This window comes from Dyadobacter pollutisoli, from assembly GCF_026625565.1.
GTDB classification, from domain to species: domain Bacteria; phylum Bacteroidota; class Bacteroidia; order Cytophagales; family Spirosomataceae; genus Dyadobacter; species Dyadobacter pollutisoli.
Genome location: NZ_CP112998.1, coordinates 3,453,854 through 3,475,430, shown reverse-complemented (window position 1 = coordinate 3,475,430; position 21,577 = coordinate 3,453,854). Strand labels below are relative to the sequence as shown.

At 45.9% G+C, this 21,577-nt stretch carries 13 protein-coding genes and 1 pseudogene; 6 read left to right on the top strand and 8 right to left on the bottom strand.

The genetic code is table 11. The annotated features are described in order from the left end of the window. Positions 1 to 37: 37 nt before the first annotated feature. The gene (locus ON006_RS14115) at positions 38 to 685 is read right to left on the bottom strand and encodes a hypothetical protein (protein ID WP_244820436.1); all 648 of its coding nucleotides are present in this window, start codon (positions 683 to 685) and stop codon (positions 38 to 40) included. Between the two features lie 212 nt (positions 686 to 897). On the opposite strand from ON006_RS14115, the pseudogene ON006_RS14110 reads away from it, so the two are divergent. The 3 genes and pseudogenes from ON006_RS14110 (at position 898) to ON006_RS14100 (ending at position 6,958) form a co-directional block, all read left to right on the top strand. Further along, a pseudogene (locus ON006_RS14110) lies at positions 898 to 3,160 on the top strand (PSD1 and planctomycete cytochrome C domain-containing protein). A 123-nt stretch (positions 3,161 to 3,283) separates the two neighbouring features. After that, entirely contained in the window at positions 3,284 to 4,738 is a 1,455-nt protein-coding gene (locus tag ON006_RS14105) for a DUF1501 domain-containing protein (protein ID WP_244820434.1), read from the top strand. Between the two features lie 105 nt (positions 4,739 to 4,843). After that, positions 4,844 to 6,958, top strand: coding sequence for a c-type cytochrome domain-containing protein (locus ON006_RS14100; protein WP_310590194.1), 2,115 nt, complete (start codon positions 4,844 to 4,846; stop codon positions 6,956 to 6,958). A gap of 7 nt (positions 6,959 to 6,965) precedes the next feature. On the opposite strand, the gene ON006_RS14095 is transcribed toward ON006_RS14100, so the two are convergent. The 3 genes from ON006_RS14095 to ON006_RS14085 form a co-directional block, all read right to left on the bottom strand. Next, positions 6,966 to 8,144, bottom strand: a complete 1,179-nt coding sequence (locus tag ON006_RS14095; RefSeq protein WP_244820432.1) for an AGE family epimerase/isomerase — start codon at positions 8,142 to 8,144, stop codon at positions 6,966 to 6,968. 84 nt (positions 8,145 to 8,228) lie between these two features. Continuing rightward, positions 8,229 to 10,865 carry a glycoside hydrolase family 2 protein gene (locus tag ON006_RS14090; RefSeq protein WP_244820431.1) on the bottom strand — a complete coding sequence of 879 codons (2,637 nt, stop codon included), beginning with the start codon at positions 10,863 to 10,865 and terminating at the stop codon, positions 8,229 to 8,231. 207 nt (positions 10,866 to 11,072) lie between these two features. Beyond that, positions 11,073 to 11,402 carry a hypothetical protein gene (locus ON006_RS14085; RefSeq protein ID WP_244820430.1) on the bottom strand — a complete coding sequence of 110 codons (330 nt, stop codon included), beginning with the start codon at positions 11,400 to 11,402 and terminating at the stop codon, positions 11,073 to 11,075. A 221-nt stretch (positions 11,403 to 11,623) separates the two neighbouring features. On the opposite strand from ON006_RS14085, the gene ON006_RS14080 reads away from it, so the two are divergent. Continuing rightward, on the top strand, positions 11,624 to 12,907 hold the full coding sequence (locus ON006_RS14080; RefSeq protein ID WP_244820429.1) for a PQQ-dependent sugar dehydrogenase: 1,284 nt from the start codon (positions 11,624 to 11,626) through the stop codon (positions 12,905 to 12,907). 1 nt (position 12,908) lies between these two features. Here ON006_RS14080 and ON006_RS14075 read toward each other — a convergent pair whose 3' ends face one another. The 4 genes from ON006_RS14075 to ON006_RS14060 all read right to left on the bottom strand — a co-directional run bounded on the left by ON006_RS14075 (position 12,909) and on the right by ON006_RS14060 (position 18,132). Continuing rightward, entirely contained in the window at positions 12,909 to 13,676 is a 768-nt protein-coding gene (locus ON006_RS14075) for an SDR family NAD(P)-dependent oxidoreductase (protein ID WP_244820428.1), read from the bottom strand. Positions 13,677 to 13,773: 97 nt separating this feature from the next. Then, positions 13,774 to 14,652, bottom strand: a complete 879-nt coding sequence (locus ON006_RS14070; RefSeq protein WP_244820427.1) for a cyclase family protein — start codon at positions 14,650 to 14,652, stop codon at positions 13,774 to 13,776. A 129-nt stretch (positions 14,653 to 14,781) separates the two neighbouring features. Next, positions 14,782 to 15,567, bottom strand: a complete 786-nt coding sequence (locus ON006_RS14065) for a 3-keto-disaccharide hydrolase (protein WP_244820426.1) — start codon at positions 15,565 to 15,567, stop codon at positions 14,782 to 14,784. A gap of 177 nt (positions 15,568 to 15,744) precedes the next feature. After that, positions 15,745 to 18,132, bottom strand: coding sequence for a S9 family peptidase (locus ON006_RS14060; protein WP_374760210.1), 2,388 nt, complete (start codon positions 18,130 to 18,132; stop codon positions 15,745 to 15,747). 49 nt (positions 18,133 to 18,181) lie between these two features. Here ON006_RS14060 and ON006_RS14055 point away from each other — a divergent pair, with 49 nt between their 5' ends. Beyond that, positions 18,182 to 20,707, top strand: coding sequence for a M1 family metallopeptidase (locus ON006_RS14055; protein WP_244820425.1), 2,526 nt, complete (start codon positions 18,182 to 18,184; stop codon positions 20,705 to 20,707). A 10-nt stretch (positions 20,708 to 20,717) separates the two neighbouring features. After that, complete coding sequence (locus ON006_RS14050; protein ID WP_244820424.1) at positions 20,718 to 21,572, top strand: helix-turn-helix domain-containing protein; 855 nt, start codon at positions 20,718 to 20,720, stop codon at positions 21,570 to 21,572. The last annotated feature ends 5 nt before the right edge of the window (positions 21,573 to 21,577 follow it).

Genomic DNA, 21,577 nt, shown 5'->3' with positions numbered 1-21,577 from the left:
CCGCTCCTGACAACTTCGGCCGCTGATAAAAAGAAAATTACTTCTTGCTTTGGACAATGGTCACATTGCTAACCCTGGCTTCTTCTACTACCGCCGGGTTATGGGAGCAAATGAAGAGCCCAACGAGCACTTTTTCTTTCAGATTAGCCATCTCATGTGACCCTACTACCTGCAATGGAGCGCCTTTGGCGCCTGCCCGCATGGTATATTCATTTCCTTTACGCCCGACCTGAACGGTCCGGATATTTTTTTCTTTGCTAAAAATCTCGTCTTCCGGGTCACGCATTTTGTCGCCTTTGGCAACCCGCCATTGTAACACCGTGAGTCCGTCTCCGTGCACTACCGCGCTTAAATGTGAAGCGTTGTCTTCTGTCGATTCCCGTACCATCCAGCCCACTTTCCGGTGCGCGTCTGTTCCTTTTCCGGTCAGTTCAAAATCTCCGGTTACTGTGAAGTCGCCTGTCAGTTCGCGGAAGAGAAATTGGAACTCATCGCGTTCGAACCAGATGTTATAGCCCGATCCTTTCAGTACATATTCCTTTTTTTTGGCGTCATAGCGTGAGGAGCCCGCTAGCTTGGGTTTTCCTACATCTGCACTCTTCTGAAATTGGCCGATTTTGGCCGGGGCAAAGCTCGCCAATACGATAGTTATCAGTAGAATAGGTAAAATTACTCTTTGCTTCATAGAGAAATAAATGATGGATTTAACAAACAAAGCAGTATAGAACAGGATAGTTGCCGGTATCAAAATGGAGATTATTGTCCCAATAAATGTACATTTTTTTAGTTAATTATTTATATTAATGAAAAAGTGAGATTTAATATTCCTAACCCACAACATGATTTTCAAGACAAGATTTTTTTTTAGCCGTTATAGGAGCTGGAATTGCGTTTTCTATTCAATCCTGTAACCAAACACCGGGTCAGGCTGCGGAGGAGAAGTTACCTAAGGAGGTTAGTTATAACTTTGATATCAGGCCTATCCTGTCAGATAAATGTCTGGCCTGTCACGGCCCGGATGCCAATAAACGTGAGGCTGGTTTACGCCTTGACGTTGCTGAAAGTGCTTTTAAAGCATTGCAGGAAAATCCAAAAGCGCACGCACTGGTAGCTGGCAAACCCGATCTTTCGCAGGCATATCTGCGGATTACCACGCAGGATACGTCGCTGCGAATGCCGCCGCCCGGCGTCTAACCTGAAACTGTCCCAGCGCGAGATTGATCTCATTGAAAAATGGATCAAACAAGGTGCAAAATATGAAAAGCACTGGGCGTTTGTAGCTCCCAAAAAACCAGCCTTGCCGGAAGTAGATCATGAAGACTGGCCGCGAAACGAAATCGATCGGTTTGTACTTCAAAAACAGGAACAAAAAGGTCTTGCCCCTAATGAAGAGGCTGATAAAGAGCGACTTTTGAAAAGACTGAGCCTTGACCTCAATGGCCTGCCACCTACTTTACAAATGATGGATGAGTTTCTGGCTGACCAAAGCCCGGACGCTTATGAGAAAATGGTCGACAAACTGCTGAAAAATCCTTCGTATGGTGAAAAAATGGCCATTCACTGGCTTGATCTCGCTCGATATGCAGATTCGCATGGGTATCAGGACGATGGTTACCGGACGCAGTGGCCGTGGCGCGATTGGGTGATCCATGCATTCAATCAAAACATGCATTATAATGACTTCGTGACCTGGCAACTAGCGGGCGACCTTTTGCCGAATTCGAGCAAAGAACAACTATTGGCGACGGGTTTTAACCGAAACCATAAGATTACCGAGGAAGGTGGCGTAATCCCGGAGGAATACAGGATTATGTACGTGACAGATCGTAATGATCTGTTTGGTAAGGGATTACTCGGTGTGACATTGGAATGCGCACATTGCCATGACCATAAATACGATCCGTTCTCGCAAAAGGAATACTATCAGATGTTTGCCTTTTTTAACAATGTAAAAGAGGTAGGGATCGAATCGGTGATTGGTGGGCCCGAAACTTATGCAAAGAAACCTTTAATGGAGATCAGTAATGATGACGTGAAGAAGATCCTGACATTCATTAATAAGCCTGATACCAACCGGCTGATCGTTTCCGTGATGGGCGACCTGGATACCCTCCGTAAAACCCACATTCTGAAAAGGGGCGTTTACGATGCGCCCGGCGATGAAGTAGAGCCAGGTACCCCATCTTCTATTTTGCCTTTTGATAAAAACTATCCTAAAAACAGACTAGGACTCTCTAAATGGCTTTTTGACAAAAAGAACCCATTGACTGCGAGGGTATATGTGAACATTCTCTGGCAGGAATTCTTTGGTAAAGGCATTGTCAAAACTTCGGGTGACTTTGGAATGCAGGGCGAACTGCCTTCGCATCCCGCATTACTTGACTGGCTCGCTGTCGATTTTATGGAACACAACTGGGATGTAAAACGCCTTGTAAAACAAATGGTTACGTCGGCTACTTACCGGCAATCGGCAGTGGTTACCAAAGAAAAACTAGCTGTGGATCCCGATAATATCCTGCTCGCCCGCGGGCCACGGTACCGCATTCACGCAGAGTTTATCAAAGACCTCGTATTGGCAAGCAGCGGCTTGCTAAACAAAACCATTGGCGGACCAAGTGTAAAACCTTATCAGCCTGCAGGGTTGTGGGAGGGTGCAACGTCGGGTAGGGGGTTGCTTTCGGTTTACAATCAGGATCACGGAGCGAATTTGTACCGTCGCGGCATGTATACGCTGATCAAACGGACTGTACCACCGCCAACCATGAGTATTTTCGATGCGAGTAACAGGGATCTTTGCGAGGTTAAAAGGCTGAAAACCAATACGCCATTGCAGGCACTGGTCATGATGAATGACCCCGCCGTGCTCGAAGCGTCCCGCGTGCTGGCTTCTAAACTCGTGCAGGAAAAAAGTGCTACAAAGGACAAAATCATCAAGGCGTTCAGGCTGATCGTGTGCCGGACGCCGAACGACAAGGAGCTGAACGTATTGACCGCCTATTATGACAAGGAGCTGAAAACGATCAAGCCTCAAACGGCCGATAAAATGGTGACGGTAGGAGAGTATCCGCTAACAAAAAATATCGATAAAAAGGCGCAGGCAGCATTAATGCGCGTCATTTCGACTATATATAATCTGGAAGAGACGATCACGAAATCTTGACGGCTGTCGGCTTTCGGCCATCGGCAATCGGTTTTTCGAGTAGTGATGATTTCATGTTATAAAGTTTAAAGAATTTAAATAAAACGCCGACGGCCGATTGCCGAAAGCCGATGTCAATAAATTATGGAAAAGGAAATATTAGAACACGGATTTAACTTCAACAGAAGGCGCTTTTTGTCCACTATGAGTCTGGGGATCGGGAGCGTGGCGTTGGGATCGTTGCTGATGCCCGACTTGTTGAAAGGGGGAGGATTGGAGGACGAAGGACTGGCCCCGGGTATCCCGCATTTTGCGCCGAAAGCCAAAAGGGTCATTTATCTGTTCCAAAATGGCGCACCTTCCCAGCAGGAACTGTTTGATTATAAGCCAAAACTACGCGAGATGCTGGGACAAGAGATACCGCCGTCCGTACGTGGTACGCAGCGACTTACAGGTATGACGGCGAATCAGGCCTCATTCCCGCTGGTAGGTTCTTTTGTAGATTTTAAACAATATGGCCAATCGCAGGCGTGGGTGAGTAACCTATTACCTTATACGTCCAAGATCGTGGACGACCTGTGCATTGTCAGGTCTATGTACACGGAGGCGATCAACCATGACCCGGCCCTGACATTTTTACAAACCGGATCACAGCAGGGAAACCGTCCTAGTATGGGTTCGTGGCTGAGCTATGGGCTTGGTAATGAGAATAAAAACCTGCCGAATTTTACGGTTTTACTGTCCCGCGGTGTGGGTAATGGCCAGGGTGTTTATTCCAAATTATGGTCCAATGGTTTTCTGGATTCCGTGCATCAGGGCGTCCAGTTCAGTAAGGGAGAAGATCCTGTGCTTTATCTCCGTGATCCCGAAGGAATGGACCGCCACGAGCGACGCGAAATGCTTGATAACCTCTCTGAGCTCAATGAATTGTCATACCAGGAGTTTGGTGATCCAGAGATCAGCGCGAAGATCAAGCAGTACGAAATGGCCTACCGGATGCAAACCGCCGTGCCCGAGGTAATGGATTTGTCGAAGGAGCCTGACGATATCATTAAACTATACGGGCCTGAGTGCCTCGTACCGGGTACGTACGCGGCCAACTGTCTGCTGGCCCGCAAGCTTTCCGAAAACGGGGTGAGGTTCGTGCAGTTGTACCATCAGGGCTGGGATCAGCACGGAAACCTGCCATTTGAGATCACCAAGCAGGCAATGGATGTCGACCAGGCATCGGCTGCCCTGGTAACCGACTTGAAACAACGCGGATTACTGGACGAAACGCTTGTGATCTGGGGAGGAGAATTTGGCCGTACCAGCTACACGCAGGGCAAACTCACCGCTGAAAATTACGGCCGCGATCACCATCCGAGATGTTTCACGATATGGATGGCCGGTGGTGGTATCAAACCCGGGATCGTGTATGGTGAAACGGACGAGCTGGGTTATAACATTGCCAAAGACCCTGTACACGTTCATGATTTTCAGGCGACGATCCTACATCAGCTGGGTCTGAACCATGAAAAACTCATTTTCAAGCATTTGGGCAGAAGGTACCGGCTCACCGATGTTTCGGGCAAAGTCATCAGGGACATTATCAGCTGATATTCGCAGTTATTTTCATTGATCAATTTTTTGGGTAAAGTTTAAATGCATTTAAGATTCAGGGTTTTTGCGGAACAGTTATTAGTTGTTTCTAATATCTTCATTTTGTTTTTACTGCTCTTCGAAAGCAAACTGGTCATTCCGGCCTGGCTGCAAACCATCGGCCGAATGCACCCGCTGATCCTGCATTTTCCGATCGTGATCCTGCTTTTGGCAATGCTTTTGGAGTTTTTTCGCTTTAAACCGGAGTATGCTACGAATCTCTTTTACAGGAATTTCCTTCAAAATCTGTTGCTGATTGGAGCGTTGTTTGCGGCTGTGACGGTTATTATGGGGCTTTTTCTTTCCAGAGAAGAGGGTTATTCGGGGGATACATTACTTTTTCACAAATGGACAGGTGCAGGTATTTTCTTCTTTGCATCTATCATTTATTGGGTCAGAAATACAAACTGGTACAAGGCGCCGCTGGCCAAAACCGGGGCTTTACTGACCGTTGTTGCACTGGTGATAACAGGACATTATGGAGCCGCATTGACCCATGGCAATAATTTCATCTGGGAACCCATTTCTTCCGGCATGCAAATAACGGCTGTTCCGCTGGATCAGGCACTTATTTATGCCAATGTGATCCAGCCGATCTTTGAACAGAAATGTACAAGCTGCCATAATCCTGACAAATTGAAAGGCGAACTGATCCTGACGAACCCGGAATCGATTATGAAAGGAGGGAAGTCAGGTAAATTGCTCGTTCCCGGGAATCCTAAAATGAGCCTGCTTTTGCAGCGTGTTCATTTACCCATTGAAGTGAAAAAACACATGCCGCCGACAGGTAAGGCACAACTCACGTTGCAGGAAATTTCAATACTGACATTGTGGGTGAAAGGGAGAGCCGATTTTAAGAAAAAACTGACCGATTTGCCCGCTACGGACTCATTGCGAATTATCGCTTCTGCATTTTTGCAGCCGGCAACCCAGGAGGAAGAATACGATTTCCCTGCTGTGGACGATGAAAAAGTAGCTGAATTGAATAGCGATTACCGTACGATCTTACCGCTGGCGCGCGAGTCACCGGCGCTAGCAGTCAATATTTATAACAGTGCGGCTTATAGTGTAAAGCAGCTGGACGAGCTGAGTGAGATCAAAAAGCAGGTTATTTCGATTAATCTGAACAAAATGCCGGTGAAAGATGCTGATATAAAAAGCATTACACAGTTTGAAAACCTGAATAAACTGGATCTTAACTTTACGGATGTCACAGCAGCTGGTTTGAAGGAACTAGCATCATTAAAGCACTTGCAAAACCTGACTTTATCGGGTACTAAGCTAAATTTCAATGATTTGAAAGGCTTGCTGCCTTCGTTGAAAAGCCTGAAAACAGTCGCAGTCTGGGAGACAAAACTGTCGGCTGAGGAAGTAGTACAATTACAAAAAGCGAACAGAAACCTGGCGATCATTGGTGGTTTCAAAGATGACGGTAAAAATCCATTGAAACTGAACCCGCCGCAGGTTAAGAACAATTCTACGATTTTCGGGCAGTCACTGGCATTGGAGCTGAAACACCCGATCAAAGGCGTAGATATTCGTTTTACAATGGACGGAACAGAGCCTGACAGCATTAAATCGCCATTGTTTGATCATAAAACTGTATTAACGAAAAGTGAAACCATTAAGGCAAAAGCCTATAAAAATGGTTGGTATGGAAGCGATCTGGTCACATTTGACTTTTTCAAAAGCACATTTAACCCGGATAGTGTGAACCTGCTCGCGCCGCTCAACAGGGTACATCAGGCCGAAGGTGCCAAGACATTTTTCGATCATAAATTGGGTGTTATCGGCGCTAACAATCCCGCCTGGGCCAATAACTGGGCGGGTGTTAGGGACAATGACATGGCTTTTATTTCAGAATTCAAGAAACCCGTCACCATTTCTTCGCTCGGAATACATTATATGGTGGAAGAAGATACCGGTATTTTTCCGCCTGAACTCGTTGAAATCTGGGGTGGTGACAATGCAGGAAATTTAAAATTGCTCACCAAATTCAAGGCAGCGCTTCCGTCAAAAGGCGACAAGCCTTCATTGAAAACCGTAGAAGGGAAATTCAAGCCGCAAAGTGTTTCCTACATTAAAATAGTGGCGAAACCATTGAGCAAAATACCTGAATGGCACAGAAATAAAGGCAAAAATGCGCTTTTACTGGTCGATGAAATGTTCCTGAATTGAGCTGGTTTTAGGCTTTTTGAATCCGTCGCCACATTTCGGCGCAGGCACGGGCATTATGGTAAGGACATTTCCAGAAACTGATTTTGGCACCTTTCACGGGCGTACCGTCTTCTTTGACTGTACCAAACCATTCACCTTTGTCCCTGTCGACAAATTCATTGATAATATAATCCCAGCTCCGTTCAGCCTTGATTTTGAACTGATTGTCTTTGGTCAGTTCATATGCATTGTAAAATCCGACCAGCTGTTCGGCGGCTACCCACCAGCTACGGTCCGTTTGGGTATGCTTGGTTTCGGGATCGTATTCGTAGTTGAGGGCGCCATCGGCGCCCAGGCCTTTGTTGACGGCAGTCGCCATTTGAATGGATTTTTTCTTCATTTTTTCAATGAGCTTTTCGTCGTGAAGAACTTCCGCAGTTTCAAATAGCAGCCAGGAAGCTTCGATATCGTGACCGTAGGAAATAATGTTGTCTTTTGGCTTCCATTTTTCGTCAAAGAACAATTGCATACTGTTGGTCTCGGGATTCACAATGTGCGTGATAATCGCTTCCAGCATGTCAGAAGTCTGCTTTTTGAGTTTGGCATCCGGCCACACGCTGTATAAATTCGTGTAGGCTTCCACCAAATGCAAATGCGTGTTCATGCTCTTGATCCAGGGACTTTTGCTGAGAATGTAATCATCCGTATTGGACCAGTCACGGGCGAAAGCTTCGCGGTATCCGCCGTTTACAGGATCGAAAGCATGTTTTTCAATGATGTTAAATAAATCCTTTGCCTGATTCAAAGCGGGCTGATGGTGGGTAATGCGGTAGTATTCGCTCAGGCCGTACATCGCGAAAGCATTGCCGTATATCTGTTTTTTGGTTTCCAGTGGCGATCCGTCTGCCTTCACAGACCAGTATACGCCGCCGTGTTCTGTATCAATAAAACTTTTAACAAGCTGTTGGTAGGCCCTGTCGGCTAATGTCAGATACTTTACTTCTTTAAAAAGCCTGTGCGCCAGTGAAAACGTCCATAATAGCCTGCCTGTCAATACCACCGAGCGCGGCGAATCTTTTACAGGCTCGTTTTCGTAGCTAACCTGACCGTAAAAACCGCCTTTCTCAGGATCTGGGCCATATTTTTCCCAATAATCAAGAATAGCAACCAGTTCTTTTTTGAAAGCTTCGGCAGTAAACGCGGCCATGTTCTAAGTCGTTTTTTAGATAAAGCCGTCTGATAATTAATCATACTTATTGCATGAAGCACTGAAAAAGTGATTCAATAGCTACTATTTGTCAATCTTCACCAACTTCTCCTCTACATTCCAACCCTCCACCGATAACAACGGTGAAACTTCCTTGTTTGGAGTGTATTCCAATGTTACCGTCTTACTTTCGCCTGGTAGGATTGAGACGTAGTTATCTTCGTAGAACACTGGTAAAAGGCGTTTTTTAGTTTTTGGATCGAGTAGTGATAACCGGTTGAAGAATGCAACCGGACCTCCCGCCGGATTGGCAAGTGTCACAGCGATTTTGCCTTTCTGCACCTCGCGGCTGGTAATACTGACCTGCGATTTTTGAATGCTTTGCAGACCACTGTAATTGCCTTTTTCATCGGCTAGCCAGTACAAGTTGCTGCTAACCGTTTCTTTTTTTACATTCAAAAGTTTCAGAGAAAGGAAAACTCCTTCTTGCTTGGCCATTTCCCTGATCTCCTTTTTGATACCCAGAATACTACGCGTCGTGGACGGGCCTATTTCGACGAAAACCTGACCGAGACTTTTGCTATTTCCCTTCATATCAATGGCATCGATCACCAACATCAGGTCATACTGGTGCTTAAACGTATTATTGACGATCGCCACCGCGGTATCGGAAGGGTTGTACATGACATGCAACGGCTCACTACCCGAATGTAATCCGTACAAGCACGCATTGGGGTCGAGGTAGTAGTCGTACATTTGTCCGCGCAGCGACGTCCATGGATTTTGTGTTTTCCAGATAATGACCCCGGTGTACCAGTCCCACATATGCGCGCTGAAACCTTCCATCAGCGCACGGTACTGGTCAAAATTCACGAGCTGCGCTTTTTTGCCAAAGTCGCGGGCATCTTTCGCTTTTCCGTATGGATCAATGTACTGCTCGTAGCCAATGTACTTATGATATTGCCATACCGAATCTACTTTTTCACGCTTGGTATCGGCTGAATAAACAGGGGCGATAAGGTTTTCTTTGGGCAAAAATCTTTCCAGCGATTCATAGTCACCGACACCGACAGAACCTATTTCCGAGTTGAATGGCCAGGTTTTGTAGTTCCAGAAACGGTCCAGCGGCTGGATACCGTACGGGCCGTCGCCATTGCCTCCGAGCGAATTGAACGACATGTCGTCCGAGTTGGAGTAGTCTACAAACCAGCGCGTTCCGTCCAGTTGTGGCAAAATAGAATCCCGCAATGGCGTCATAATGTCGACAGGCAATGTGATCTCATTCCCGCCGCACCATATGGCCAGCGAAGGGAAATTCCGGATCATTTTGATCTGATCGGCAGCGGATTTTAGGAACAGACCGTGATCATCAGGATATTTTCTTCGTGTCCATTGATCGTCCAGTTTCATCGGGTCTACCCACCGGCCGTTGCAGTCTCCCGATCCCCAGAAATCCTGCATGACCAGAATTCCATATTGGTCGCATGCTTCGTAAAACTCAGGTCTTTCGGTCAGTGCACCGCCCCAAATCCGCAATAGGTTCAGGTTCATATCGCGGTGGAAGCGAACCTCAGCATTGTACCTTTCATCAGAAAAACGCAGCATAGCGTCGGAAATGATCCAGTTACCTCCCTTGATAAACACACGCTGACCGTTCACCGATATTTGTTTGCTTCGCGTCGTCGTGTTCCAGTCGGCCTGTATTTCGCGCACCCCTACATTCATTTCCTCAGTATCGGAAACCTTGCCATTCAACACAAACTGCATTTTGAAAGTGTAAAGATGTTGCTCACCATAGCCATTCGGCCACCAAAGCTTTGGATTGTTCAGAATGTGGTCAGGAAGTTTTATTTCAATGGTAGAATGTGGTTGAATCGTGACCTCTTTGGAAACCTTGCTGCCGTCGAGCATGTACTGCAAAGTGCCTTTTTGCGGCAAAGCCGTAGGATTTTCCAGCTCAGCTGAGACTTTGATAGTTGCAGGTTTCTGGCTGCCTTCCGGGTTTCGTCTGCCTGGTACGAGCGTTACAATATGTGGGTTTTTGATGTTGACCTTTCCTGTTTTTTCAATGATCACTTTGTCCCAAATTCCCGTATTGCGGTCCCTGATCGGCTGTATCCAGTCCCATCCGGCCACGTATTGATGCGATACATTTCGGGCAATGGCGCCGTCACCACCCTGTCCGCCATTGGGGTTGCCAACCGGATCAGGCGGGTATACTATGACAGCAAGCCTGTTTTTGCCGGTTTTCTGAATGAATTTGGTGACGTTATATGACTGGCGAAGGAACATTCCTTCATGCGTTTTAGCATTCAGTTTATTTCCATTCAAAAACACGTCGCAGCTGTAATTGACACCCCGCAAATGCAGCCATACTTCCTGCCCGGAAGTGTTATTTTCTTCAAAATCCTTTACAAACCAATAGGTGTAGTACTCGCGACCTGTGTTAAAAATATCGGGAATGAGCTTGTTGTTCATTCCAAAAAACGGATCGCGAATCTGCTTGTTTTCCAGCATCGTGCTCAACACCGTGCCTGGTACCACAGCAGGCTGCCAGTTTTCAGTGGTAAAGGCACTTTTTGAAATGGTTGTTCCGGGGTCTTTTATTTTAGAAACTGGGGCGCATTTCCAGCCTGAATTAAGCTCATAGGATTCTTGGGAATAGGAAGAAAACGCAAGGAATGTGAAAGCAAATATTAATAGCAGTAAGGAGATTTTCATAGAATAAAGAGGCATAAATTATCGCGAAGGACAAATATATCCCAACCTTAGGCTACGAAACAAGAGAGAATATTGGTTTAATTAAAATATTAACGAACATTCATTTAATTATTAAATTTTTGTAAAAATTAGACCAAAATAAAGGCTTTAAAATGTAAAAAGCCTGATAATCAGTTTATCAGGCTTTTACTATGTGTTCTTGGTCGACTAATCACCCTGGTTCTCTTCCAGGTCGTCATGGTTATCGCCGCCGAGGCTGTAATAGTTGTTTTCTTCGTCTTCTCTGCCAATCTCTTCGTCATCATCGTCAAGCTCTGATCCCGGAACGTCGAGGTCGTCGCCTACAAGATCGTCGTCATACGATTTTTCATTCCAGTCTCCTGCTTCAAGCTCTAACTCACGTTTAACTCTGGAAATATCCTCAGGATCAATGTCGGCATCTATCAGACCCTTACGAAAGATGTCCTCTTCGGCGGGGTAATTTCCGGGAAGGTCGTCATCAAATAAATCGTCGTCGTCATCATCAAATGGGCTCATAGCAGTAGTATTTTATTAGGTTACTAAATTACTCAGGATAGGTAGTTTGTGGTTCGATGTCCAAAGATGTTAAAAAAAATCATTCCAAATTAAATTTATTTAAGGAAAAATGAATGACGACTCCAAGTAATAAACTTTCATAGGAATGCTTTTATATGAACCGAAGAAATTCGCGTAATCCTATAATAAAATTAACCTTTTTCACCCAATTTAATCGTTGCATGCAAAGAAAATTAATTAAAACGGCAAGCGCATTTTTTATGCTGGCGGGAGTTACGGGCCTTTTGGCGTACAAAAATGCGACCGACGTTCCTCCCCTAAAAAGTAAATTCACTGCCCCGATCGAAGCCAAGGAACTGAAACTTCCAGCAGGTTTTTCAGCTAAGATCCTCGCGACTGATCTGGGTGCTACGCGACATATGGTGGTCGGTAAAAATGGTGATATGTATGTGAAGCTTTCGAAGCTGAAAGATGGGAAGGGAATGTATCTTTTGCGCGATGCCAATGGCGATGGTACCATTGATGAGCAGAAGCTTTTCGGTGACTATCAGGGCACGGGCGTTGCGATTAAGAACGGCTACCTGTACAGCTCTTCCAATAAAGGGATTTTCAGATATAAGCTGAATGCCAAGGAGGAAATCGTTGATTTTGAGAACCCTGAGAAAATCGTGGATGGTCTTGTGGATCACGGTCGGGACAATGCGAAGCCGCTTGCGCTGGACAACAATGGCAATATTTATGTTACCATTGGTTCTTACAATGACAATTGCCGTCAGGCCGGTTCGGGAAAAGGAATGTCACCCTGTACCATTCTGGACTCTGCGGGAGGAATCTGGAAGTTTAAAGCCGACAAGCTGAATCAGAAGTTTGCGGATGGTACCCGGTATGCGACTGGCGTGAAAAATGCCGTAGGGATCGACTGGGACAACAAAACCAATTCCTTATACGCAACCACGCACGGACGCGGCAAATTTGACGATATGTACCCTCAGTACTACACGCCAAAACAAAGCGCCGACCTGCCTGCTGAAACACTATACCGCATCAAGGAAGGTGACGACGCTGGCTGGCCGTACATTTATTACGATCATTTTCAGAACAAAAAAATCCTTGCTCCTGAATATGGCGGCGATGGTAAAATGGTTTCCGGCGAAAAGGCCATTAACCCGCTGGTAGCGTTTCCGGCGCACCTTGGCCCGAATGCATTGATGTTTTACACCGGTAATATGTTTCCTGCAAAGTATAAAAACGGCGCCTTCATTGCTTTTCACAATCAATCTACGTCTTTGAAAAAGGGGTACCTGGTCGCTTTTGTGCCTTTTGTGAATGGTAAGCCTGGTAAATGGGAGATTTTTGCGGATAATTTCGCAGGAGTTGACCTCGCAAATCCAAGCGGCCCGATCCAGCATCGCCCTTGCGGCCTGGCACAGGGACCCGACGGCGCGCTGTACGTTACAGACGATCTGAATGGTACTATTTTTAAAATTGACTACAAGAAAAAGTAGCTTACAGGCTCATTCCGCCATCTACAAATATATTTTGCCCGGTAATAAACCGTCCTGCTTCTGAACAGAGCAGGACGGCCATCGCGGCGCAATCCTGCGGATCGCCAAGTTGTCCTGATGGTGTTTCCAGCCGTTTTGAAATCCTTTCTTCCATTTCGGGGACATCCTGATCGATGCGGGGCGTATCAATTACACCAGGTGCCAGATTATTGACTGTAATTCCTTTATCTGCCAGTTGCATGGCCACATTTTGCACTATATTCAATACCGCCGATTTGGTCGCCGCGTAAACGATCATCGACGGATGTGGCTTCACTTGTTGCACGCTTCCGATCGTCAGTATTCTTCCCCAGCCGTTCGAAATCATTTCAGGGGCGAAATATTGCATAAGCAGTAACGTCGATTTGAAATTGGCATTCACCTGCACCTCAAAATCTTTTTCGTTTGTTTCCTGCCAGAGTTTTGGTATTTGCACCGATGCGTTCAGGACGACAATGTCAGGCATTTTCGCCTTTTTTTGAATTTGATCAAAAATGGATTTTGCGCTGCCGGCTTTAGAAAGATCAGCATTGACGATATAGGTTTTGACGCCTGACTTTTTGATCTCCTTCGCGACGGCTTCTGCTTCCGCGCGGTCTTTCCGATAGTGCAGGATAATGTCCGCTCCGTATTCCGCGAATGCAATGGCAATTCCTTTACCAATACCCTGGCTTGAACCGGTTACCAAAGCAGTTTTTCCTGCCAAACTGAATTTTTCTGAAAGTTTCATACAAGTTGAGCTTTGCCGCCAGAAAATATCAATCCCGTGCCAGCGAACCGACTGGCCGACACTGGATGATGAAATCCTCAGAAAATTTGAATGAAAACTAAGGTAATGTAGCAAACGCCCTGACCGGGAATGTTCCTACTCCCTTGAATTTGGGGGGCACGGCGCTGAAAAGGTAGTTGCTTTCCGGAAGCTGGTAGAGATTGCACAAGTGCTCAACGATAAGGATCTCGGCACCGAGCAGGATAGTGTGGACCGGCCTGCTATTTCCACGGGTATCGTCAATGTTATGGCTGTCGATACCCACCAGTTTCACGCCGCATTCCACCAGATATTCCGCTGCCTCCTTTGTCAAAAATGGATGATTTTCGAAGTAAGCATCTGTATTCCAGTTTTTAGACCAATCCGTCCGCACCAGGACCGCTTTGTTCCTTATTTCCAGGCCTTTAAAATAATCAGCGCCGATTTCCATTGCATTGGCAGCATCGATCGTAACGGCTTCCAGGTTTGCGAAAGCTTCCAGATTAACCTCCGAAAGGTCTTTTCCGTGCTCATACCGGTGAAAAGGGCAGTCAATGTAGGTTCCGGTATTACTTACCATTTCAATTTTCCCGATCTGAAATTCGGTACCTTCTTCATACTTTCCTCTCGAATTTTCCCTGCTCAGGAAATCGCAGATGATGGGTGCAGGAAGGCCTTTATAGGTAACGAGCCCATCGAAAATCGTATGGCTCAGGTCAATGAGTTTTTCAGGTGACGGAGCATCTGCAGGTGTGCGCTTGTGCTTTTCCTGAATGTAAAACTTGTTGAGAATATTGACTTTTCCCACCATCAACAGCCTCAGGTCCTGGACAATGTGATCCGCCAGTTCTTTGTCGGAAATGCTTTCCCCACTGATATCAAGCCGGAAATCCTGCCCCTGGATACCGCCGCCGTTGGTAAATTCAATTTCAAAATCAAATACAACTCTTTGTTCCATGTAACTGAATGATCTTTTTCCGGCAATTAAATCATATATATGGTTAATGTGCTAACCGGACGTCACATTTAAGCAAAAAAATACCCGCTCCAATTGCTCAGAACGGGTAATGCGTATGCTTTTTGTTTGCTAAAAGTCAGTATCAGGCTTTTCCAGTTCCATTTCCTTGATCCAGATGTTGCGGTAAAGTACATCGTGACCTTCGGATTGTAATTTCAAACCACCCGGCGTATCGGTAATGCCTTTTCCTCCATCATTACCGCCGTCGATACCGGAGTTCGGCCCGCCCCAAACCTGGCTGATCTTCTGGTTGGAATGCACTTTCTTTCCGTTAAAATAAAGGGTAACCATTGGTTGTTCCACTAGTTTTCCATCTTTAAATCGTGCTGCTCTGAACAGGATGTCGTACGAATTCCACTTACCGATGCCATTGTAAGCATAGTAAGGCGACTTGGACTCGTTGATCACCGCCGCCATTCCATGCGAAGTTGTGTCGCCGTCCAAAACCTGAATTTCATATCTGTTTTGCAGGTAAACACCACTGTTTCCACCTTCTTTGGTAATGAAGAACTCCACGTGCGCACGGAAATCCTTGAACTGTTTTTTCGTGACAATGTCCGCAGCACCATACAACCCGCCCGCGGAGGCCGGATCATTGCAATTGATCACGGTTCCCTTGTCAACAGGATCATTGACAACGGTCCATTTGATCGGTGGTTTGGCTTTAAAACGGGGGCCTTCCCAGTAGATCCATTTTTCATCCAGCATTTTGCGGCTGCCGTCCAGATAAACCTCGGCGCCTTTTGGGGCTTTGGTACCCACGCCAACCTGCGCTTGCGAAACGGAAACAAAAGCTACCGCAAACGCGGCCTGCATTAATACAAGTGGTTTTATTTTCCTGAAAAGTCTATTCATTTTAAGATAAGTAAAGGTCGTTTGGATCATGTCCGGTCACGCCGGTCAGGGATATAAGCAGCTGCTATTTTGTAATTACTCTTTTATGACCTTCTTTTTTGTTGAATTCTAATTCTTATTCATCATTTAATAAGGTCAATACTTTTTAAACTTTTCGAATCAAGCGCGAATATTTTGTCACAATTTCTCTTCAAAAAGCTTCAATATCCGCTTGTATTCATCTGTCCAGGAGGACGCTTCCACAAATGCGTGATCCTCCATGGGGTAGGATGCCAGCTCCCAATTGTTCTTGCCAAGCTCAATTAGCCGCTGCGAAAGACGCACCACATCCTGATAGTGCACATTCACGTCAACCATTCCGTGGCAAATGAGCAGATTGTTTTTCAACCCGGCGGTGTGGTAAATGGGGGAGCTTTTACGATAAGCGAGGCTGTCGGCTTGTGGCTCATTGAGAATATTAGCCGTGTAGCCCTGATTGTATGAAGCCCAATCGGTCACTGGCCGTAATGCTGCACCGGCCGTGAAAACGTCTGGCGTCGTGAATAGCCCCATTAATGTTATGAAGCCGCCATACGAGCCACCGTAAATACCTATTTTCTTCGGATTAATGCCATAGGTTTTGACCAGCCATTTCGCGCCGTCGGTATTGTCAGTCAGGTCTTTACCGCCCATGAACCGGTAAATTCCTGTCCGCCAGTCGCGGCCGTACCCCGAACTGGCGCGGTAATCCAGGTCCAAAACCGTGTAGCCTTTGTCGGTGAGGAGGTTATGGAACATGTATTCGCGAAAATACTGGCTCCACCATTTGTGTGCATTTTGAAGGTAACCAGCTCCATGCACAAAAATCACAGCTTTACCATTGGATTTTTTGGGTACGTAAACCCTTGCATAAATGTTTTGGCCGTCCGTCGCTTTAATGGTTACGACCTTTGCTTCGCGCCATTTGTAGGATAAAAATTCTTTGGTGACCGACTCGGTAATTCTTTGTGGTTCAGCTTTTTTGCCGGGCGCAGGGTTGTCCATGATGTATAACTCCCAGGGCGCGGTACTTTGTGAATAGCGAAGTGCAAACCGCGTTTCATCGGGGGATAAAGTAGCCTCGTACGCGCCCGCATGATGTGTGAGGCGTTCGCGCCCGCCGCCGCTCGCGGGCATACGATACAAATGCTGCTCGCCGGGGTGTACCTCATTGGTGATGATGTAGAATGTCTTTTTGTCCTTTGACAATACCACGTTCTGAACCTCAAATTTACCAGACGTCAGCGCAGTTTTCTTGCCAGTCGATACATTCAGGCTGTACAAATGCGAGTAACCCGATTCTTCGCTTTGGAAATAGACCGTCTGCTCGTCAAGCCAGCCGATTTCTCCTGCACTTTGGGGATAGCCGCCAATTCCAGGCCCGCCGATCCACGCCTCGTCGCGCTGCCTGTCCAGTAATTTTAGCGCTGCCGATTCCGGGTCAAATGTCATGATCCAGCGATCTTTACTATCCAGCGATCGAACTACTACCACTGCATTTTGGCCATTTTCAGACCAGAATGGGCCGTGCACGATGACTTCCCGCTCTTTGTTTTTCCAGGCTGTGTCCAGTTTGGGATAATCTTTCAAGTAATCTGGCTTGTCATGAATGCCGGGAATATCCTTCATACTTATTTGCCTGGTAGTGTCTTTTTTAATGTCGTACACCCAGAATTCATAGCTGGAAGCCGGTGCACCTACTTTTGTCCGGCCAGAAATGTCCTCGGTAAAGCCCGATTCTGTCACATAATTAGGTACAATGGTGGGTTTGGCTGTTTTATCAATTTGAGTGAGACGGTAGGTAATGAACTTCCCGTCCGGACTTACGTTCTGGTTGGAAACGTTTTTTTCGCCCAGGTAAATTTCTTTCGGATGTGCGGGTTTTTCAGATTCCGTGATCTTTTTGCCGGCATCTTTTTTGTCTTTTCTTTCCTTTAAAATATCAAACATCGAAAGCTGATCTTCTTTCAGGAATTTTTCCTGATCTCCCGGCTTTGTCTCCGATTTTTTGGTAGCTGTTTTGAAATCGGTCAGTTGGCTTAGGAGCCCGGTACCGAGCGAAAGACTGAACAGATTGTTGCCGCGTTCGAAAATGATGCTTATTTCGTTGCCGCTGAACGAGGGATTGCTTTCACGTTCGGCTGTATTGGTAAGCTGCCGCGTGGTAAAATTCTGGTACCCGATCAGCGCAATGTCACCATTCTTCTCGTACAACCTGAGGGTATGCAGCCGGTTGTAAATTCCGTTTCTGCCGGGCAATGTCTTACGGTCTGCGGGTGCTATTTTGCTGATTTTTTTGTCGGCAATGTTGTAGCCATAAAGTGAATCCGCCGCATTTTTATCAGGATTCCAATTGAAATAGATAGTTTTAGAATCATCAGACCAGGTAATGTCCGACGGTGATGTCCCGATCCACATTTTAGGGTCCCTCATTATTTTTTCAACACTCAGCGGAGCCAGCGTCTGGGCTTGGGAATAAGTAATGAGTAGGAGAAGTGTAAAAAATAAAGATCCCGAAATTTTTGTGAGCAAGCCTTTTATTGTCATTATTTCTTGGGTTATTTGGTTAGTTTGCCCATGTTTTTGAAATTCAAATATGCGGAAAATTTATTTATTGTTTGTAATTGTCTTAACAACATTAGGTTGTCAAAATTATCAAGCTCCACTTCCTGAAAAAGGTGTTTCGTTTGCATTGAATGAATACCGGAAGAAAACCATCGATAGCATTCACTACGAGATAGCACTCGACATTCCGGCGAAGAAAAGTGAGCAGGTCAATGGTAAGGAAACTATCACTTTTAATCTCCATTCGCTCGATTCTGCATTAGTATTGGACTTCAATTCGGAGAAATCTCACCTTTTGAAAGTGGAGAAAAAGAGCGAAAATATTCCTTACACATTTGAAAATGAACATATTATCATTTCGCCTGAGCATTTGGGAAAAGGTAAGAATGAGATCACGATTACATTCATTGCCGGTGATTTGTCCTTGAACCGAAGTGAGGAGTATTTATATACGCTCTTTGTCCCGGACCGGGCTTCCACTTGCTTTCCGTTGTTTGATCAGCCCAACCTGAAATCGACTTACAGTCTCACATTGAAAACCCCGGCAACCTGGGAAGCGGTGTCGAATGGAGCTTTGGAAGCTAAAACTTCGGAAAATGGCAAGAGTGTGTACCGCTTTGCAAAAACCAAACCGATCAGCTCGTATCTCTTCGCATTTGCAGCCGGGAAATTTTTTAAAGCAACAAAATCTTTGAATGGTCGCGAAATGACCATGTATTATCGCGAAACTGATACTTCGAAAGTGAACCGTAACCGGGATGAAGTGTTTGAGTTGCATTCTAAAGCGGTGACTTGGCTGGAAAATTATACCGGCATTGATTATCCGTTCGGGAAATTTGATTTTGTGCTGCTGCCTTCGTTTCAATATGGCGGAATGGAGCACCCTGGGTCAATATTTTACAACGAACCATCGCTGTTTTTGGACGAAAATGCATCGGTAAACAGGCGTATGGCGCGTGCCAGTGTGATTGCGCACGAGTCGGCGCATATGTGGTTTGGCGACCTGGTGACGATGGATTGGTTCAATGACGTGTGGCTGAAAGAGGTTTTCGCCAATTTTATGGCTGCCAAAATCGTTCATCCAAGTTTTCCTGAGATCAATCATGAGCTCCGTTTCCTACTCGCACATTACCCGAATGCGTATGAGGTAGACAGGACCGCAGGTACCAATCCGATATTACAGAAACTGGGGAACCTTAAAAATGCCGGCACATTATATGGCGCGATCATTTACATGAAAGCACCGATCGTGATGCGTCAGCTGGAAAGAAAAATAGGCGAAAAGCTGATGCAGCAAAGTTTGCAGGAGTACCTTAAAACGTACTCGTTCGGCAATGCCCGGTGGGACGACCTCATTGGAATCATTGATAAAAACACGCCGCAGAACATTACTGAATGGAGCAATGTGTGGGTGAAAACGCCTGATATGCCGGAATACGAAGTCAGTAAAGGGGTTGATAGCATTCAGATCTTGCAAAAAAAGGATTCGATATCGGGTAGGAACTGGGAGCAGCCACTCGTTTTCAAAACGGTCAAGAATGCGTCGGCCGAGTTAGTTTTCCCCAATTATGATGGTACCGGTTATGGGTATTTTAAAATGGATACGGCGGGTAAGGCTTACTTTATGAAGCATTACAATCTTAAAGATCCGCTGTTTTCGAATCCGGTTTTCAGAGGTGCCATGCTGGTCAATATTTGGGAAGGGCTGCTTCGTGGAGATGGTGCTGAGCCGGAACGATTTGTGAATGACCTGCTTATCACTTTACCCAAAGAGAACAACCCGCTGCTGATTGACTATTTGCTGGGTAACCTACAAACAACCTGGTGGACGTTTCTGAATGACAGACAACGTCAGCTATATCAGGACCGGGTGGAGAAAACCATGTGGGGCCTTCTGCTTGAAACCAAAGATAAAGGTGTGAAAACTTCCTATTTCCGTGCATTCAAAAGCCTGGCAGTGAGTGATGACGGGTGGAAAAAAATGGAGTCGCTTTGGAATGATAAGCTGGTGGTAAAAGACCTTGTTTTGTCGGAAGAAGATAAAATCTCATTGGCCTATGAACTGGCATTGAAAGGAAAAGGAAATGCTGACGCGATTCTTGCCGAACAATTGAAAAACACCAAAAACCCGGATCGTAAAGCCAGAATGCAGTTTGTAATCCCTGCATTGAGTCCCGAGGAAGGCAAACGCGACGCGTTTTTTGAATCATTAAAAAAGGAAGAGAAGAGGGAAAAAGAAGCCTGGGTACTCGATGCTCTGTCGTACCTGCACCATCCATTGAGAGCGAAAAGCGCGATTAAGTATCTGCGTCCTTCGCTGGACCTTTTGCAGGAAATTCAGCTCACCGGCGATATATTTTTCCCGACGCGCTGGCTGCACAACACATTTGCAGGGCATTCTTCTCCCGAGGCGGCCACCATTGCACATTCATTCTTGAAGGAAAATCCGGGGTACCCGTATTTTCTAAAAAACAAAGTGCTGCAAGCCACCGACTTGCTTGACCGCTCATTGAAACTGAAAAAAGACGGGGCAGATGTAATTTTGAGTAAACATTAATGCGTTTCAAATGCCTAAAAAGACTGACATTCCGCTGCATTATCTGAGCGACGACTCTGTAATGGGAATAGCTGTTCATAAGATCGAAAGGACGGATGATGCGATTGCGATGGATTTGGGCGTACACCGGGACAATCATGGCAATTTCTTTTTTCAGGAAAAGGGGTACAGTTGTTTAATGGTTGATTTTCGCGAAGTCAGGCTGCATGGATGCGGTGTTTTTTGCATTCTGCCGGGCCAGGTACATTATCTCACGGATACATTCGACGCCACAGGCTGGTTTTTGGCTACTGATATGACGGCGCTGGATGAGTGGCAACGTGCAGTCGTAGAGGAATACGCCCAGAATGGCATGCCCGTATGCATTACCGAGCAGCAATCTGAAACGCTTTCAAAGAGCTTGTCGTTGCTGAGCGACATTTCAAAATCATCTGAGGATCACAAGCAGATTATCCTGCAAAACATGCTCAAAGTTTGCCTGAGCGTATTCGCCTGTCTTTTCGAAAGCGAAATAAGAAAGAATCCATCGGGAAATTTAAGGCCTGCAATCATTACTTCGGAGTTTAGAAAATTACTTGCCGGGCAATATAAAACCGTAAAAAGTCCTGCCGCCTATGCCGCAGCGATGAACATTAGTCCTTCGTATCTCAATGAAGCGGTAAAGGAAACGACGGGCCAATCTGTCAGCCACTGGATACAAAATGAAGTGATAATGGAGTCGAAAAGGCTGCTTTACTATACCAATCTCAGTGTCAAGGAAATTTCATTTTCGCTGGGTTATGAAGATCATACCTATTTTTCAAGACTTTTCCGCAAGGTTACCGGCAAGTCACCGGGCCAGTTTCGTGATGAATACCGCGAATAGTCCAA

Coding starts and splice junctions, on each gene's coding strand:
- ON006_RS14090 (WP_244820431.1), bottom strand. CDS start 10,865: ATGAAAATCTCCTTACTGCTATTAATATTTGCTTTCACATTCCTTGCG.
- ON006_RS14085 (WP_244820430.1), bottom strand. CDS start 11,402: ATGAGCCCATTTGATGATGACGACGACGATTTATTTGATGACGACCTT.
- ON006_RS14080 (WP_244820429.1), top strand. CDS start 11,624: ATGCAAAGAAAATTAATTAAAACGGCAAGCGCATTTTTTATGCTGGCG.
- ON006_RS14065 (WP_244820426.1), bottom strand. CDS start 15,567: ATGAATAGACTTTTCAGGAAAATAAAACCACTTGTATTAATGCAGGCC.
- ON006_RS14105 (WP_244820434.1), top strand. CDS start 3,284: ATGGAAAAGGAAATATTAGAACACGGATTTAACTTCAACAGAAGGCGC.
- ON006_RS14115 (WP_244820436.1), bottom strand. CDS start 685: ATGAAGCAAAGAGTAATTTTACCTATTCTACTGATAACTATCGTATTG.
- ON006_RS14060 (WP_374760210.1), bottom strand. CDS start 18,132: ATGACAATAAAAGGCTTGCTCACAAAAATTTCGGGATCTTTATTTTTT.
- ON006_RS14070 (WP_244820427.1), bottom strand. CDS start 14,652: ATGGAACAAAGAGTTGTATTTGATTTTGAAATTGAATTTACCAACGGC.
- ON006_RS14095 (WP_244820432.1), bottom strand. CDS start 8,144: ATGGCCGCGTTTACTGCCGAAGCTTTCAAAAAAGAACTGGTTGCTATT.
- ON006_RS14075 (WP_244820428.1), bottom strand. CDS start 13,676: ATGAAACTTTCAGAAAAATTCAGTTTGGCAGGAAAAACTGCTTTGGTA.
- ON006_RS14050 (WP_244820424.1), top strand. CDS start 20,718: ATGCCTAAAAAGACTGACATTCCGCTGCATTATCTGAGCGACGACTCT.
- ON006_RS14055 (WP_244820425.1), top strand. CDS start 18,182: ATGCGGAAAATTTATTTATTGTTTGTAATTGTCTTAACAACATTAGGT.